This is a genomic window from Serratia sp. PL7, assembly GCF_945957435.1.
Genome location: NZ_CAMFLB010000021.1, coordinates 62,973 through 77,281, shown reverse-complemented (window position 1 = coordinate 77,281; position 14,309 = coordinate 62,973). Strand labels below are relative to the sequence as shown.

Genomic DNA, 14,309 nt, shown 5'->3' with positions numbered 1-14,309 from the left:
ATGTGCCACTCTTAACGACAGCATTCATCCTCAACATAGTCTAGCTACAGAGTAACTTCTGCACCTGAGCACAACGCCGGGCTAGTTCCCTCTTACTAAAGGAGAGGCTTGAGATGAGTGGATGCGTCACAGGTGACTTCCATACCTGACCACCGCACCGTACCAGCTCCCTCTCCCTGTGGGAGAGGGTTGGGGTGAGGGGCAATATAAAAGAACGCAATACTATGAATTTTCACCAGTATTATCCTATCGACGTGGTCAACGGCCCCGGCACCCGCTGCACGCTGTTTGTCGCAGGCTGCGTGCACCAATGCCCCGGTTGCTATAACAAAAGCACCTGGCGGTTGAACTCCGGCCTGCCGTTTACCCAGCAGATGGAAGACCAAATCATTTCCGATCTCAACGACACGCGTATTCCACGCCAAGGGTTGTCGCTGTCCGGTGGCGATCCGCTGCACCCGGCCAACGTCGCCGCCGTATTGCAGTTGGTCAAGCGAGTACACGCCGAATGCCCCGGCAAAGATATCTGGCTGTGGACCGGTTATAAGCTGGATGAACTGGATAGCGAGCAGATGCAGATCGTCGATCGGATTAACGTGTTGATAGACGGCAAGTTTGTGCAGGATTTAAAAGACCCGGCGCTGATCTGGCGCGGTAGCGCTAATCAGGTGGTGCACAAGCTGCGTTAATGTTGATGTCCGTCCGGATTTACGACTGGCTTCGATGTGATGCTGTTTCAGTGTCCTAATAGCCACAACCGGCTGCGGGTATTTTCGCGATGGCTCCAGCTCAAAACCCCTTGGTCTTAGTGCAAGTGCTTCATTCAATCTTGCGCCGGTGTTCCATAGAGTATCAAAGTACATGCGCCGAGTTAGATCGTCAAAGTAGCTCAGCAATACGGCTACCTCTGGAGTTAGTAGATATTTCAGTAATCCTGCGCCCAGCTGTGCGGCGTGATCACGGGACGATATCAAGCGACAAGTATCCCTGCCCCTGGGAGATGTCGCTACATGAATTCTGTAAAAGTTCGCGGAGCGGCCAGCTGCACAGAACGGGGAAGGGAAGAGGAAGACGGCCAGCCCGATACACGACATATTGTGCGCTGGTCAGTTGCGAGCGAAACCAGATGTTAATTTTTGGGGGATGGCCTGGAACAAAATGATCAACAAAGGATGTGAGCAAGTAAGCCATACAAGGCGACATTTTAGGCAGACAAAGAGCCTCAATTTAGAGGGCTGAAATTTTGGTTTGCCAATGCCATATAAATAATTAATAAATTCAAACTGAAAAATACATCACGTGAATGAAACTTAGATATTACGCATGCATATCAAACTATAAGCTCATTTTTTCGTAGGGCTAGCTTTGACGAATGCATTAGAGATATAATGTTCTTTAGTACCAAATGTCGTATAAATAAAAGGAGCTTATTTAATGGACTATAGTTATTTTCTTAGACAACACATGCAGGCTGAAAGAAAAATGGCATTATCCCTTGATAAAGGTGTTGAGGGTATCTATGAGAAAGCAATTGATACAACCGAGGCAATATATGATGGATTTGAAAGGCTTTCCTGGCGAACATCATGTTTCATAGATAAATATGAAGATGTTTGTCAAGAAATTAAAATAGAAGACGAACGTTATTTTTATGGTATTTTGGAGTTATTTGGAAAGAGAGATATTCTTCTGCATATGCTGATTTTATATATTGAATTTGTTTTAGATGATGAGGATAGAACCCAAAGAGAAGCTAAATCAAGAACAAGAGGAACAAGTAGATTATTTGCTGCGTTTACTTCTGGAGTGCTAACTAAGAAAGCCATTGCTTATACAATAGGTAAATCTTTATCTGGATCGCCTGAGATTTTAGCCTCAATCAGGAAACAAACATATAAGAAAGGGCCATGGGCTTTAACGGGTGTTGCATTGTATGGGCAAGTTCAAAGAGCTGCTATGGCCGCAAGAAAACTAAGAACGCTTGAACCTCGCTATTATAATATACTATATAACAATAGAATTGAGATGCTATATATATATGTAGATCCAATTATAACAGCGTTAATAATGAAGCTTAAAAGTAAACATAACGCCACGCTTGAAGAAAAAATTGAAATTTTAGAAGGGGTAATTGACTTATGATCATCGAAATATTAGAAATAATAAAAATCATGATTAATTTTGTTTTAAAATACGTCAAACTAATTATATTTACTATATTTTTTAATTTCCTTCCAACTGCTGTCGTTGTTTTATTGTATTTGCTGTATTTGGCATTTATACCAGAATATAGTGGGAGATTATTAATAATATCAATTATTGTGGTCTTTTATTTATCTTGGAAGTATATCCCAGATAAGTACACATAAAAAGGCCGTTTTAAACGGCCCTCAATAACTAGAATACGCGCTCATCCCATATGCTGTATCCTGACGTGCCCGCTACATGAGTCCAGTCAATACTTTTATATGCTATGGATATGATTTCATAAGGCTGAACATCACTCTGTAATAGTGAGTTTGGACAGTGCTGACTAATGCTAACAATATATGCATCCTTTAGCTTTATAGTATAAAATTTTTCAATCCTTCCAGTTGAATCTATTCGGTGCATATAAATTATAATTTGAAGCCTTTCATTTCCATCTAATGCAACTCCCAAAAGAGGTGATGACTTGTCAATAGGCTTGTTTATTACAATTGGATGATGACAGACGTTTTGCTCTCTTGTAAGGTCATGATCAAAAGAATAGATAAAAGCCTGGTCTTCATGCCCTTTTTGACTTCTATTTCCAATGGATGGTACTGATGAACAGCCTGCGGAAATATGCCCTTGCTTTTCACCTTGAATATCTGCATAAATAGTTGTGGCCATTTAAATCTCCATTTTAATTAAGCGACTTTAAAAAATCGAAGTTCCATAGTAATAATCTACTCCGTGTATAATACTAGAAAGCCCAACAGTATACTTAGAGATTTACAAATGGATTCCATGAATGAATTTTTTTTAATCATATATTTTTATTATTGAATAATTGAGCGCTAACAAAGCTTGCTAAGCTTGTGGCCCTCCCCATTTCTGGGTTTTCTAGCAGCAACTCAACGGCAAGTTCAATCTCACCATCAACTTGTTCCGCGGCCAATAGATTGAGTGAATAAAGAAATTCAAAAAATGCGTTCCCGAGTTAGCACGTTTGTGACAACAAAATAAGCCTTCTTGGTGTTTTTTCACTCAACCCAGCGAGCCAAACCCCACTCTTTACATCAATCTAAGACATCATCTGCCTGTCCCAAATAGTTCATCAGTTCGCCACCTACGCGTCACCTGATTGTCATCTGCCCCCGGCAACATTAGCCCAACTTTGTTACCGAGTGCCGATCATGAATGCTATCGCCGCTTTTTCGCTTTCTCCCCCAACCGAAGTGCCGAGGTATTAGCTATGACGCACTTATCTAGACATCCGACCAGTTATCCCACCCGATATCAGCAGATCGCCGCCCAGCTGGAGCAGGAGCTGTGCAGCCAATATCGCTGTGGAGATTACCTGCCATCAGAACAACAGCTTGCCGAGCGTTTTGAGGTCAATCGCCACACGCTGCGCCGCGCCGTAGACGAGCTGGTAGAGCGCGGTTGGCTGCAGCGCCGCCACGGCATCGGCATTCTGGTGCTGCTACGCCCGTATAACTATCCGCTGCACGCCAATACCCGCTTCAGCCAGAACCTGTTCGAGCAGGGCAGCCACCCCACCAGTGAGCGCTTACTTGCTGTTTTACGCCCGTGCAATGGGCATATCGCCAGCGCGCTCAACCGTGAAGAGGGGGAAACTATTATCCACTTACGCACCCTGCGCCGGGTGAACGGCGTTCCTCTCAGCGTGATCGACCACTATCTGCCCGATCTGGACTGGTGGCCCGCCTTACAACAGTTCCACAGCGGTTCGCTGCATGAGTTTATCCAACAGCAGATCCACCAGCCGCTGACACGCCGCCAAACCCGCATCAGCGCACGACGTGCCCAGGCCAAAGAGAGCCGCCTGCTGGAGATCGCCACCCATGCCCCCTTGCTATGCGTACGCACCCTAAATACCTGTATCGGCAGCGATTTGGTGGCGGAATACTCCGTCAGCCTGGCGCGCGCCGACATGATTGAACTGACGATGGAGCACTGAATGCAATCCTTACAGCAGAGACAACGCTGGATGTCGGTCCTGGCGCATAGCCAACCCGCCCAGTTGCGCAGCCACTGGCAGGCGCTGAACCTCAACCCAAGCTACCAGCGCCTGCGCGCCCCTGAAATTGGCCTGACACAGCTGCTAGGACGGATGGGAGCGACCGGCCGCCGCTTTGTGTTGGGCGATATGACCGTAACCCGCGCCGTGGTGCAGTTGGAAAACGGTGCCCAAGGCTACAGCTACGTAACCGGGCGTGACAGGGAACATGCCGAACTCTGTGCGCTGATCGACGCTTTGCTACAACAACCCGCCAACCATGAATTGCTACAGCTTCAACTGATCGAGCCCCTGGCCGCACTGCAACAGGAGCAGCGCCAACTGCGCGCCCGTGCCGTAGCTGCCAGCCGGGTAGACTTCTTTACGCTGGTGCGAGGGGATTAAACCATGACGTTATTAGCCGGCTTTGACCAGCCGATTGAGCAATCCCAGTCTGCTTTCCGTTTGATTTTAAAGGCGTTGAGTGAGCCTGGCGTGATTGTTGAACTGCCTGGTTGCCCGACATGGGGTGCGCTGAACGCCGCCAGCACCGCCGTGATACTGACGCTGGCGGATCAGGAAACTCCGCTTCAGCTCTGCTCCACACTAAATAGTGAGCAAGTGCTAACTAACATTCGTTTTCATACCGGTGCTCCGCTGGCTACCCGGCAGGAGAATATCCATCTGGCGGTATGGGATGACCAGTTACGGCCTGCCGAACTAAGCGCTTTACCCCACGGCAGTGAAGTCTCACCGGAGTTCGGTGCCACGTTGGTAGTGCAAATTGCCGCATTGGCAGGCAGCCACACACTGCGCCTTTCCGGCCCCGGCATTGAAAAACAACGGGAAATCTCCCCGCCGTTGCCAGCTGCACTACGGGCTTATCTACTCGAACGGCCTCAGCGCTTCCCGCTGGGCCTGGACATTATCTTGACCTGCGGTGAGCGCCTGATGGCGCTACCAAGAACCACCCGCGTGGAGGAGTGCTGATGTACGTTGCGGTGAAAGGGGGCGAAAAGGCCATCGAGGCTGCCCATCAACTACAGGAAAATCTGCGCCGGGGTGACGAAACTGTCCCAGCGCTCAGTGCTGAGCAAATCGGTGAACAGCTTGGCCTGGCGGTTGACCGGGTAATGACAGAGGGCGGTATTTACGATCGCCAACTGGCTGCACTGGCCATCAAACAGGCCAGCGGCGATCTGGTAGAGGCTATTTTCCTACTGCGCGCCTATCGTACCACCCTGCCGCGCCTGGCCGTCAGCGAACCGCTGGCTAGCGAGAACATGCGGCTTGAGCGGCGCATCTCAGCGGTTTACAAAGACTTGCCTGGCGGCCAGGTGCTCGGCCCGACCTACGACTATACCCACCGCCTGCTGGATTTTGCGCTGTTGGCCAACGGTGAAACACCTTCGACACCGCAGGCCGATGAACCGCTACCAGAGAGCTGCGCCCACGTGTTCGACCTGCTTAATCAGCAACGGTTGGCGCTGGCAGAAGAAGATGACGGCAGCACTCCGGACGATATTACCCGCAACCCGCCGGTCTATCCCTGCTCCCGCTCGGCGCGCTTACAGCAACTGGTGCGTGGCGATGAGGGCTTTCTGTTGGCACTGAGCTACTCCACCCAGCGCGGCTATGGCCGTAACCATCCGTTTGCTGGAGAGATCCGCAGCGGTTACGTTACCGTGGAGATCGTGCCGGAAGAGTTGGGTTTCGCCGTCGATATCGGCGAGATCCTGCTGACTGAGTGCGAGATGGTGAACGGTTTTGTCGACCCGCAGGACCGGCCACCGCACTTCACCCGTGGCTATGGGCTGGTATTTGGCCGCTCGGAACGTAAAGCCATGGCGATGGCGCTGGTGGATCGCGCCCTGCAAACCGCCGAGTACGGCGAAGACGTTGCGGGCCCGGCGCAGGACGAAGAGTTTGTGCTGGCGCATGCCGATAACGTGGAGGCCGCCGGTTTTGTCTCCCACCTCAAGCTGCCGCACTACGTCGATTTCCAGGCTGAACTGGAGCTGCTTAAACGCCTGCAGCAGGAATTTGCCGCTCTTCAGGAGAATCGCCATGAGTGAAGTATTGACCGGCTATAACCTCGGTTATCTGGATGAACAAACCAAGCGCATGATCCGCCGCGCCATCCTCAAGGCGGTGGCGATCCCCGGTTATCAGGTGCCGTTTGGTGGCCGTGAGATGCCGATGCCTTATGGTTGGGGCACCGGTGGCATCCAGATCACCGCCAGCATCATTGGCCGTGCCGACGTGCTGAAGGTTATCGACCAAGGTGCCGACGACACCACCAACGCGGTCTCTATCCGCCGTTTCTTCCAGCGCGTAGCCGGGGTTGCTACCACCGAGCGCACGCCAGAAGCTACGCTGATCCAGACCCGCCACCGTATTCCGGAAACGCCCTTACAGGCGGATCAAATCCTGATTTATCAGGTGCCTATCCCCGAGCCACTGCGCTTTATCGAACCGCGTGAGACCGAGACACGCAAGATGCACGCGCTGGAAGAGTACGGCGTGATGCAGGTGAAGCTGTATGAAGATATCGCCCGCTACGGCCATATCGCCACCACCTATGCCTATCCGGTGAAGGTTAACGATCGCTATGTGATGGACCCTTCGCCGATCCCAAAATTCGATAACCCGAAGATGCACATGATGCCCGCATTGCAGTTGTTCGGGGCCGGGCGTGAAAAACGCATTTACGCCCTGCCGCCGTTTACCAAGGTGGAAAGCCTGGACTTTGACGACCATCCGTTCAGCGTGCAGCAGTGGGAAGAACCTTGCGCTCTATGCGGTTCGCGCCACAGCTATCTGGATGAGGTGGTGCTCGACGACCAGGGCAGCCGAATGTTCGTCTGCTCAGACACCGATTTCTGCCAGCAACAACTCAACCAAGAGGTATCGCACTGATGATTTCCGCTCCATTGAGTGCCACGCCGTTGCTGACGGTCGACAACCTCACCCACCTTTACGCGCCGGGCAAGGGTTTCAGCAACGTGTCATTCGATATTTATCCCGGTGAAGTACTGGGCATCGTCGGCGAATCCGGCTCGGGTAAAACCACGCTGCTCAAGTCGATCTCCGCCCGGCTGGCCCCGCAACAGGGGCAGATACTTTACCGCCCACAACCTGGGAAACAGCAGGATCTGTACGCGATGGCAGAAAGCGATCGCCGCCGCCTGTTGCGCACCGACTGGGGAGTGGTCCATCAGCATCCGCTCGATGGTCTGCGGCCACAGGTGTCTGCCGGTGGCAACATCGGTGAGCGCCTGATGGCGATCGGCCAGCGCCATTACGGTGATATTCGCCAGCAGGCCAAACAGTGGCTGGAAGACGTGGAGATCCCGGTTTCTCGTCTGGATGATCTGCCCACCACCTTCTCCGGCGGTATGCAGCAGCGCTTGCAGATCGCCCGCAATCTGGTGACCCATCCCAAGCTGGTGTTTATGGATGAGCCGACCGGCGGGCTGGACGTTTCCGTGCAGGCGCGCCTGCTGGATCTGCTGCGCAATCTGGTGGTGGAAATGCAGCTGGCGGCGGTGATCGTGACTCACGATCTGGGGGTAGCACGCCTGCTGGCCCACCGTTTGCTGGTGATGAAGGAAGGTGAAGTGGTGGAAAGCGGTCTGACCGATCGGGTGCTGGACGACCCGCACCATCCGTACACCCAACTGCTGGTCTCTTCGGTTCTGTCGTAACGTAGGTGAGATAATGACAATTAAAATCCGGGTTGAACACCTGAGTAAAACCTTTGTCCTGCACCAACAGCACGGCACCCGCCTGCCGGTTTTGCAGGATGCCAACCTGACCGTCAACAGCGGCGAATGCGTGGTGCTGCATGGCCACTCCGGCAGCGGGAAATCCACCCTGCTGCGCTCGCTGTATGCCAACTATCTGCCAGACAGCGGCAAAATCTGGATCCATCACCAAAACGACTGGCTGGAGCTGGTTCAGTCCGAAGCTCGTCAGATCCTGTCGGTGCGCCGCCACACCATAGGATGGGTCAGTCAGTTTCTACGGGTGATACCCCGCATCAGCGCGCTGGAAGTGGTGATGCAGCCGCTGCTGGAATCCGGCGTTGAGCGTAGCGAATGCCGTGAACGCGCCGAAGCCCTACTCAGCCAGCTCAACGTGCCACAGCGCCTCTGGCAATTGGCCCCTTCGACCTTCTCCGGTGGTGAGCAACAGCGGGTGAATATCGCCCGTGGCTTTATCAAGGATTACCCCATCCTGCTGCTTGACGAGCCTACCGCCTCCCTCGACAGCCGCAACAGCGCGGCGGTGGTAAACCTGATCGAACAGGCAAAACAGCGTGGCGCAGCCATCGTCGGTATTTTCCACGACGAAGGTACCCGTCAGCAGGTGGCAGACCGTTTACATACCATGCAGGCCCCACAGGTTCTGGAGACGCCATGATTATCAATAACGTCAAGCTGGTGCTGGAACACCAGATCGTTGCAGGTTCACTGGAAATGACCGATGGCGTGATCCGCAGCTTTGCCGATACCCCAAGCCAGCTACCGCAGGCGCTGGATGGTGAAGGCGGCTGGTTGCTACCTGGGTTGATTGAACTGCATACCGACAATCTGGACAAGTTTTTCACTCCGCGCCCCAACGTGGACTGGCCAGCGCATTCGGCCATGAGCAGCCACGACGCGCTGATGGTCGCCAACGGCATCACCACGGTGCTGGATGCGGTGGCGATCGGTGACGTGCGCGACGGTGGGCACCGGCTGGAAAACCTGCAAAAAATGATCGACGCGGTGATCTACAGCCAGCGAGCCGGAGTGAACCGGGCCGAACACCGGCTCCACCTGCGCTGCGAGCTGCCCCATAGCAGCACCCTGCCACTGTTCGAACAGCTGATGGATAAACCGGGCGTGTCCTTGGTGTCGCTGATGGACCATTCGCCAGGCCAGCGACAGTTCGCTTCCCGTGAGAAATACCGTGAATACTACCAGGGAAAATATCACCTCAATGACCAGCAGATGAGCGAGTTTGAGGTAGAGCAGATCGGTCTGTCCGAACGCTGGGCAACACCGAACCGCGAGGCGATCGCCGCCCACTGCCGGGCACGCAATATCGCCCTGGCCAGCCACGACGACGCCACCGCCGAACACGTCAGCGAATCCAGTGCGCTAGGCAGTGTGATTGCCGAATTCCCGACCACCGAAGCGGCCGCCCGGGCTTCACATCAGCAAGGTTTGCAGGTGCTGATGGGCGCGCCGAATATCGTGCGCGGGGGCTCACACTCCGGCAACGTTGCGGCACATCATCTAGCGGCCCTTGGCGTGCTGGATATCCTCTCTTCCGATTATTACCCTGCCAGCCTGTTGGATGCGGCGTTTCGTCTGGCAAACGACGATCGCAACGCGTTCAGCCTGCCGCAGGCGGTACAACTGATCACCCGCAACCCTGCACGGGCGTTGGGCTTGAAGGATCGTGGCCTGATCGCCGAGGGGTTGCGCGCCGATCTGGTATTAGCCAGGCCGCACGGCGAGCATATCTACGTGCAAAACGTCTGGCGACAGGGCAAGCAGGTGTTCTGATGGCCTATCTCATCTACCTGATGGGCCCGTCCGGAGCAGGCAAGGACAGCCTGCTCGAACGGTTACGGGCCGCCACCGGTGCCGGGCCGCTGGTGGCGCACCGTTACATCACCCGCCCGGCCAATGCTGGCTGCGAGAACCATATCGCCCTGAGCGAACAGGAGTTTCTGCGCCGCCGCGCCAAAGGATTATTCGCCCTGGACTGGCAGGCGCACGAACACCATTACGCCTTTGGTATCGAGGTCGATCTGTGGTTATTGCAAGGGATCGACGTGGTGGTCAACGGATCCCGCGCTCATCTGCCACAGGCGCTACAACGCTACGGTGCCCAACTGCTGCCGGTCTGCCTACAGGTATCCCCACCGGTGTTGCGTAAAAGGCTGGAACAGCGCGGGCGGGAAAACGCGATACAGATCGAGCAACGGCTCGCACGGGCGGCTGACTATCAGCAGACCCTACCGATTGGCTGCCACCTGCTGGATAACAATGGCGATCTCGGACATACCCTCGACGCATTGCTGGCCTTAACCGAAAAACAACCACAGGACACTCTGTCATGAGGTGAGCAGTCAAGTTTGAGCACAGTGACGCCCCTCACCCTAGCCCTCTCCCAAAGGGAGAGGGAACCGAATGTGCCACAGATTGCCCCCCGTGTATGAATTCAGCTCCCGTATGATCTGGGATGTGAAGAAAGAAACTAAACGTGCCACAAATTAGTACCTACACCTGACCCACAGCGCCGAACTGGCTCCCTCTCACTAAAGGAGAGGGTTGGGGTGAGGGGCCATCCAGCCAACAAGAGGAAACCAACATGCAACTGACCTTTCTTGGTACCGGCGGGGCACAACAGGTGCCCGCCTTTGGCTGCGAATGCCTGGTGTGCCAACGGGCGCGGCGTGAACCGGCATTTCGGCGGCGACCGTGCAGTGCGATGATCAAATTTGAAGGGGAAACGACGTTGTTGGACGCGGGATTGAGCTCGTTGGAAAGGCGTTTTGCGGCGGGGGAAATTCAACGTTTTTTACTGACACATTACCACATGGATCACGTTCAGGGGTTATTTCCTTTGCGCTGGGGGTGTGGAAATGCGATCCCGGTCTATGGCCCGGCAGATGAACAGGGCTGTGACGACTTGTTCAAACACCCCGGTATTCTGGCATTCCAACCCCCGCTACATCCCTTTGAAACGGTGGAACTAGGCGGGCTGCACGTCACGCCGTTGCCGTTAATCCACTCCAAACTCACCCACGGCTATCTGATCCAGGCGGCAGGCAAAACCCTGGCATACCTGACCGACACCGTCGGCCTGCCGCCAGAAACCACACGCTACCTGCAACAGGTCACTCTCGATTTACTGGTGTTGGATTGCAGCCTGCCGCCGCAGCCACAGACACCGCGTAATCACAACGATCTGCCCCGTGCGCAGGAGATCCAGCAACGCTTGCAACCACGGCGTACGCTGCTGACGCACATCAGCCATCACCTCGATTTATGGTTGATGGCCAACGAACTGCCGCCCGGCATGGAGCTGGCATTCGATAATCTCTGCGTTGAGCTATAAACGGTGCGAGCAGTGCAACTGGTCGGATTCTAAAATCTTGACCCCGCTGCCTGGGCTGAAGGCCTGTGTCAGCAACGTTTGCGCCACGTCTTTGGCGGCAACGCCCTTCCATTTACCAGGCAATAGACCAAACAACGGTTGACTGAGTCGCTCCAGCAAACGCGGCTCCGCACGAGAACCGAACAACATTGAAGGGCGTACCAACGTCAGGCGTGGCCAGTTCTGCTCACGCAACGCCTGCTCCATCTGCCCTTTGGTGCGGTTATACAAGAATACAGAGCCTGGATTAGCCCCAATAGCGCTCACCACCAGGCAATGCTGTGCACCAAGGCGCTGCCCGGTAAGGGCCGTTTCAACCACTAACTGATAGTCGACGTGGCGGAATGCCTCTGCGCTACCAGCCTGACTGCGCGTGGTACCCAGGCAGCAGAATACCGCATCCAACGGCTGTGTCAGTTGCGTCAACAACTCGTGCAGATCGCTGCCGACCGGGTTATGTAATTTGGCGTGTGGCGGCAGCGCCTTACGCGTAGGAGCAATAACTAAAGTGACCTGCCTATCTGCCAACAGCAGACGCAGCAGTTCACTCCCCACCAGCCCGCTGGCGCCTGTGATCAGTACCCGTGCCATATATTTTCCCCCTCACCTCTGTATGCCCAAGGCACAGAACTGCCCGTGGAGACTCTCTGGGTCCCTTACTGCGCTGCTTTCACCTCAGCGACGTACGTCGGTAAATCCCAGGTTCCGCCCGCATGGATTAAACGGCACAGGCCGGTGGTGGCCTCGTTGCTTTGACGGAACGCCGTGCCATCCCATACCCAACTGGCGGTAGCCCAGCAATCACCCAATCCACGCCCCTTTTGCCCCATTGAGATTATCCCTTCATCATAGCCAGAGCCGGAATTGGTCACCAATACCGGGGCCTGCTTCAGGGCACTGTCGATCACCCAATAGCCGTAACCTTCGTTATAGGCCGCCCGCCAACACACGGCGGTTATCAGGGCATGATCATTGCCGAGCGGGGTCAGCGTGATGCCATCCTCGCTTGCGCCGTCATTATCCTGTGGGGACTGCATGCGGTCGCAATCATCCGGTTTCAGCGTCGCCAGCAGTTTGGGAGTCAGCGCGGCGATCTCGGGTGCCGTAAGCGGGCGTTCTTCCGCCTTGGGCACCTTCACTGCCTGGATCACCGGGGCAGGAATAGCGGCTGGCACGCTGCTTTCCGGCTTGTCGCCTTTTTTAGTCAGGGCACCAGGCGTGCCGATACGCCCCTGCACATCATCCATCTTCAATAAGGTGGCCGAAGCCCCATCGCCTGACAGCACGAAAGGTGCCGGGCCGCCTTTAAATTCAACCGTGCCGCTGCCTTTGATTGCGCCGATCAGTGCCAGAGTCTGGCTTGCTGACAGGTTCCAGTTTCCATCCTTGGTCGGTTTGAGCGCCCCCGCCGCCTTGCCGTTGATCCACAACGTCAGCTTTGCCACCGGGGCTGAGTCACCCCCTTCGTAATCCGCCAAGGTCACTTCCCCCGTGGGGACGGTGCCAGGGCCAGCAATGCGCGTGAGCAGCACCGAGCCGTTCGAATCGCTTGGCTCATCTTCATTAGCGTAGCCCGCCGCGCGACAGGTATTGGTGTTGTCACAGGCCAGTTCCCAGTTCTTATGGCCAAAGGAAACGCCGCTGTCTTGCGCCATCGCCGGGGAAACCAATGCCGCCAGTAGCGATAATGCGGCTATCTCGGTGTTTTTCATGCCATCGATCCTTAATATTCAGCTGGTTTGTCAACGTGCCCAGTGCAGTTTTTTGCCAAAGCCCAGGGTGTTATCGGTCATCTTCACTTCCTGCAACGCGATCTGCCAAATAGGCGCTTTCATCACCTTGGCCACCGGGAAGCGTTTGCAGTAGCGCGTTCGGGCAAGTTCAGCCTCGTCTCCCGCCAACAGAGTGATTTCCCCCGCATATTGTACCCCTTTGATCAACGCAATGGTCTTGGGCTGGGGGGCAATAGTGCCAACCACCCGGTTGTTCCTTTGCATCAGTTCGCCGTGGCGGGTATGCGGCTCGGTCATCAGCCATAGCGCCATGCGCTCGGCATCGAATACGTAAAAGCAGTTGGCGCACCACATTGCCGTGCCATCACCGGCACACAGCGTGAGCACATGCTGCTTACTGAGAAAACGGATAATGTGCAGCCGATCTTCACTCTGATTCAACGTAAGTTCTCCTTTTCACCTCCGCCATCTTACCCGCAGATTTGAAGGCAGTCACAATTAGCGACAAATTATGCCCAACATAAAACTAGCATATTCATTGGCAATCCATGCATCTTTATGCAAGACAAACCTGAGCGCAGTAATAACAAATAAAAAACATCCTAGCTCTATTCCTGCTATTACCTGTTTATATTAAAGGCGGTTTTCAGGGGTTGAGTTAGCCTAAGCCAAATTTATCCAGTCCGCTGGCTCCATTTGTAGCAATTGCTTCACATATGCCTTCGCTGCAGAATTCATAGCTATTCACTTCGATGCATAGAAATTGAATAGTTAAGTATAAATCGCATAATTAACGTGATCTGCATCACTTTATTTCCGCATTTAGGGGATAAAATAGCGCCAAGTCCGAAACCCATAGGTAGATGGAAAATGGAAAACAACAACAGAAAGATGGCTCACATCCGACGAACTACACATATTATGATGATGGCTCACCGCAGCTGCTTTAGCTTTGCCTTTTTTAACTTCAGATAAACTCCCTCCTCTGCGTTCTTATTGCGTCTTGCAGTCAGACCTATGCCAACGATCATTCCCTGCGCCTGACGGCGACGGTATCGCTATGTTTTTGTTCAAAACAGAGTGGATCCGGCATAATTGCAACCTCGTTTAAGAACCCAAAAAAGATTTCGTCAAAATAAACTCGTAACCTAATTATGTTCGATGAACATGATTACGCTCACGCATACCTTTATTTTAACGAAAATACTTCC

The 14,309-nt window shown here is 53.8% G+C and carries 17 protein-coding genes and 1 pseudogene; 13 read left to right on the top strand and 5 right to left on the bottom strand.

All coding sequences use genetic code 11. The annotated features are described in order from the left end of the window. Window positions 1-224: 224 nt before the first annotated feature. A complete protein-coding gene (nrdG, locus tag N6G83_RS42200; RefSeq protein WP_098928958.1) occupies window positions 225-689 on the top strand; it encodes an anaerobic ribonucleoside-triphosphate reductase-activating protein in 465 nt (154 codons plus the stop codon). Here nrdG and N6G83_RS54975 read toward each other — a convergent pair. Then, window positions 672-1,016, bottom strand: a pseudogene (locus N6G83_RS54975) (hypothetical protein); the annotation flags it as partial. The gene nrdG and the pseudogene N6G83_RS54975 sit on opposite strands and share 18 nt — an antisense overlap. A 418-nt stretch (window positions 1,017-1,434) precedes the next feature. Here N6G83_RS54975 and N6G83_RS42195 point away from each other — a divergent pair. Continuing rightward, window positions 1,435-2,142, top strand: coding sequence for a hypothetical protein (locus tag N6G83_RS42195; RefSeq protein ID WP_260524158.1), 708 nt, complete (start codon window positions 1,435-1,437; stop codon window positions 2,140-2,142). A 255-nt stretch (window positions 2,143-2,397) separates the two neighbouring features. On the opposite strand, the gene N6G83_RS42190 is transcribed toward N6G83_RS42195, so the two are convergent. After that, window positions 2,398-2,874: an Hcp family type VI secretion system effector gene (locus N6G83_RS42190; protein ID WP_074423331.1), complete on the bottom strand. Its 477-nt coding sequence runs from the start codon at window positions 2,872-2,874 to the stop codon at window positions 2,398-2,400. A 565-nt stretch (window positions 2,875-3,439) separates the two neighbouring features. Here N6G83_RS42190 and phnF point away from each other — a divergent pair. From phnF to phnP, 10 genes are all read left to right on the top strand, one after another. Continuing rightward, window positions 3,440-4,168, top strand: coding sequence for a phosphonate metabolism transcriptional regulator PhnF (gene phnF, locus N6G83_RS42185; protein WP_059199562.1), 729 nt, complete (start codon window positions 3,440-3,442; stop codon window positions 4,166-4,168). Then, window positions 4,169-4,612: a phosphonate C-P lyase system protein PhnG gene (gene phnG, locus N6G83_RS42180; protein ID WP_024529439.1), complete on the top strand. Its 444-nt coding sequence runs from the start codon at window positions 4,169-4,171 to the stop codon at window positions 4,610-4,612. A gap of 3 nt (window positions 4,613-4,615) precedes the next feature. Continuing rightward, window positions 4,616-5,197 (top strand): phosphonate C-P lyase system protein PhnH, encoded by a 582-nt coding sequence (phnH, locus tag N6G83_RS42175; protein ID WP_211136506.1) that lies wholly within the window; start codon window positions 4,616-4,618, stop codon window positions 5,195-5,197. Beyond that, window positions 5,197-6,282 (top strand): carbon-phosphorus lyase complex subunit PhnI, encoded by a 1,086-nt coding sequence (locus tag N6G83_RS42170; protein ID WP_211136505.1) that lies wholly within the window; start codon window positions 5,197-5,199, stop codon window positions 6,280-6,282. Before phnH ends, N6G83_RS42170 begins: the two co-directional genes overlap by 1 nt. Then, window positions 6,275-7,126 carry an alpha-D-ribose 1-methylphosphonate 5-phosphate C-P-lyase PhnJ gene (locus N6G83_RS42165; RefSeq protein WP_024529442.1) on the top strand — a complete coding sequence of 284 codons (852 nt, stop codon included), beginning with the start codon at window positions 6,275-6,277 and terminating at the stop codon, window positions 7,124-7,126. The genes N6G83_RS42170 and N6G83_RS42165 overlap by 8 nt, the downstream gene beginning before the upstream one ends. Then, a complete protein-coding gene (gene phnK, locus N6G83_RS42160) occupies window positions 7,126-7,914 on the top strand; it encodes a phosphonate C-P lyase system protein PhnK (protein WP_211136504.1) in 789 nt (262 codons plus the stop codon). The genes N6G83_RS42165 and phnK overlap by 1 nt, the downstream gene beginning before the upstream one ends. Window positions 7,915-7,927: 13 nt before the next feature. Continuing rightward, entirely contained in the window at window positions 7,928-8,632 is a 705-nt protein-coding gene (gene phnL, locus N6G83_RS42155; protein ID WP_211136503.1) for a phosphonate C-P lyase system protein PhnL, read from the top strand. Next, window positions 8,629-9,765, top strand: coding sequence for an alpha-D-ribose 1-methylphosphonate 5-triphosphate diphosphatase (gene phnM / locus N6G83_RS42150; RefSeq protein WP_199062516.1), 1,137 nt, complete (start codon window positions 8,629-8,631; stop codon window positions 9,763-9,765). The genes phnL and phnM overlap by 4 nt, the downstream gene beginning before the upstream one ends. Further along, window positions 9,765-10,325, top strand: a complete 561-nt coding sequence (gene phnN / locus N6G83_RS42145; RefSeq protein WP_024529446.1) for a ribose 1,5-bisphosphokinase — start codon at window positions 9,765-9,767, stop codon at window positions 10,323-10,325. Before phnM ends, phnN begins: the two co-directional genes overlap by 1 nt. 251 nt (window positions 10,326-10,576) lie before the next feature. After that, window positions 10,577-11,326 carry a phosphonate metabolism protein PhnP gene (gene phnP / locus N6G83_RS42140; protein ID WP_024529036.1) on the top strand — a complete coding sequence of 250 codons (750 nt, stop codon included), beginning with the start codon at window positions 10,577-10,579 and terminating at the stop codon, window positions 11,324-11,326. On the opposite strand, the gene N6G83_RS42135 is transcribed toward phnP, so the two are convergent. The 3 genes from N6G83_RS42135 to N6G83_RS42125 form a co-directional block, all read right to left on the bottom strand. Then, the gene (locus N6G83_RS42135) at window positions 11,321-11,956 is read right to left on the bottom strand and encodes an NAD(P)H-binding protein (protein WP_211136502.1); all 636 of its coding nucleotides are present in this window, start codon (window positions 11,954-11,956) and stop codon (window positions 11,321-11,323) included. The two genes, phnP and N6G83_RS42135, sit on opposite strands and share 6 nt — an antisense overlap. A gap of 65 nt (window positions 11,957-12,021) precedes the next feature. Further along, window positions 12,022-13,077 carry a DUF1176 domain-containing protein gene (locus N6G83_RS42130; protein WP_211136501.1) on the bottom strand — a complete coding sequence of 352 codons (1,056 nt, stop codon included), beginning with the start codon at window positions 13,075-13,077 and terminating at the stop codon, window positions 12,022-12,024. 30 nt (window positions 13,078-13,107) lie between these two features. After that, window positions 13,108-13,539, bottom strand: coding sequence for a YhbP family protein (locus tag N6G83_RS42125; RefSeq protein ID WP_024529039.1), 432 nt, complete (start codon window positions 13,537-13,539; stop codon window positions 13,108-13,110). Window positions 13,540-13,968: 429 nt separating this feature from the next. Between N6G83_RS42125 and speFL the strand changes: the two genes are divergently transcribed. Then, window positions 13,969-14,073 (top strand): leader peptide SpeFL, encoded by a 105-nt coding sequence (gene speFL, locus N6G83_RS42120; protein ID WP_112363015.1) that lies wholly within the window; start codon window positions 13,969-13,971, stop codon window positions 14,071-14,073. Window positions 14,074-14,309 lie beyond the last annotated feature (236 nt).

Bases quoted from the DNA above. Each gene is read 5' to 3' on its own strand.
- N6G83_RS42195 (WP_260524158.1), top strand. From the start codon at position 1,435: ATGGACTATAGTTATTTTCTTAGACAACACATGCAGGCTGAAAGAAAA.
- phnL (WP_211136503.1), top strand. From the start codon at position 7,928: ATGACAATTAAAATCCGGGTTGAACACCTGAGTAAAACCTTTGTCCTG.
- phnH (WP_211136506.1), top strand. From the start codon at position 4,616: ATGACGTTATTAGCCGGCTTTGACCAGCCGATTGAGCAATCCCAGTCT.
- N6G83_RS42165 (WP_024529442.1), top strand. From the start codon at position 6,275: ATGAGTGAAGTATTGACCGGCTATAACCTCGGTTATCTGGATGAACAA.
- nrdG (WP_098928958.1), top strand. From the start codon at position 225: ATGAATTTTCACCAGTATTATCCTATCGACGTGGTCAACGGCCCCGGC.
- phnK (WP_211136504.1), top strand. From the start codon at position 7,126: ATGATTTCCGCTCCATTGAGTGCCACGCCGTTGCTGACGGTCGACAAC.
- N6G83_RS42190 (WP_074423331.1), bottom strand. From the start codon at position 2,874: ATGGCCACAACTATTTATGCAGATATTCAAGGTGAAAAGCAAGGGCAT.
- N6G83_RS42135 (WP_211136502.1), bottom strand. From the start codon at position 11,956: ATGGCACGGGTACTGATCACAGGCGCCAGCGGGCTGGTGGGGAGTGAA.
- speFL (WP_112363015.1), top strand. From the start codon at position 13,969: ATGGAAAACAACAACAGAAAGATGGCTCACATCCGACGAACTACACAT.
- phnM (WP_199062516.1), top strand. From the start codon at position 8,629: ATGATTATCAATAACGTCAAGCTGGTGCTGGAACACCAGATCGTTGCA.
- N6G83_RS42130 (WP_211136501.1), bottom strand. From the start codon at position 13,077: ATGAAAAACACCGAGATAGCCGCATTATCGCTACTGGCGGCATTGGTT.
- phnG (WP_024529439.1), top strand. From the start codon at position 4,169: ATGCAATCCTTACAGCAGAGACAACGCTGGATGTCGGTCCTGGCGCAT.
- phnP (WP_024529036.1), top strand. From the start codon at position 10,577: ATGCAACTGACCTTTCTTGGTACCGGCGGGGCACAACAGGTGCCCGCC.
- phnN (WP_024529446.1), top strand. From the start codon at position 9,765: ATGGCCTATCTCATCTACCTGATGGGCCCGTCCGGAGCAGGCAAGGAC.
- phnF (WP_059199562.1), top strand. From the start codon at position 3,440: ATGACGCACTTATCTAGACATCCGACCAGTTATCCCACCCGATATCAG.
- N6G83_RS42170 (WP_211136505.1), top strand. From the start codon at position 5,197: ATGTACGTTGCGGTGAAAGGGGGCGAAAAGGCCATCGAGGCTGCCCAT.